The sequence below is a fragment of the Rhizobacter sp. P2_H2 genome (genome assembly GCF_056403375.1).
In genome coordinates this window covers 1-795 of record NZ_JBFUFP010001637.1, presented here as the reverse complement: position 1 = coordinate 795, position 795 = coordinate 1, and the positions used below count along the sequence as shown (strand labels likewise).

The following is a 795-nucleotide window of genomic DNA, read 5'->3' as shown; positions in this document are numbered from 1 at the left end:
ATGATGGCCCGCTGAACGCCGAACAATCGCAGCTGCGCGCCGGCCAGGCCTGGCGCTTCACCACCCGCCTGCGCCAGCCGCACGGCAGCGTCAACCCGGGCGGCTTCGACATCGAGCTGATGCTGTTCGAGCAAGGCGTGCGCGCCACCGGCTACGTGCTCGACGGCCACGCCGAGCTGCTCGACCCCGCCGCCGCTCACCCGATCGAGCGCCTGCGCCAGCGCGTGCGCGACCGGCTGTATGCGCAGGTCGGCGATCCGCAGGCGGCCGGCGTGCTGGCCGCGCTGGCGGTCGGCGACCAGTCCGCGATAGCGCGCGCCGACTGGCAGCTGTTCCGCACCACCGGCATCGCCCACCTCGTCAGCATCAGCGGCCTGCACATCACGATGTTCGCGTGGCTCGCCGCACGGCTGGCCGGCGCGCTGTGGCGGCGCTCGGCGCGCGCGATGCTGTGGCTGCCGGCGCCGCTGGCTGCGCGCTGGATCGGCCTCGCGGCGGCGATGGGCTATGCGCTGTTCGCCGGCTGGGGCGTGCCGGCGCAGCGCACCGTGTGGATGCTCGCGGTCGTCACGCTGCTGCAGGCCGGTGCGCGCCGCTGGCCGTGGCCGCTGGTGCTGCTGGCCGCCGCCGTGGTCGTCAGCGCCTGCGATCCCTGGGCGCTGCTGCAGCCGGGCTTCTGGCTGTCGTTCATGGCTGTCGGGCTGCTGATGGCGTCCGAGCCGGTGCAGGCCATCGCGGCGCCGGCCGCGCCCGCGAGCCGGCTCGGCGCCGCGTGGCGCAGCCTGCGGGCCGGCC

At 75.7% G+C, this 795-nt stretch carries 1 protein-coding gene; it reads left to right on the top strand.

Features of this window, described 5'->3' with window-relative positions; all coding sequences use genetic code 11:
* Positions 1 to 795: ComEC/Rec2 family competence protein (locus AC1D15_RS35265; RefSeq protein ID WP_477829744.1), on the top strand; the 795-nt coding region annotated here is incomplete at both ends.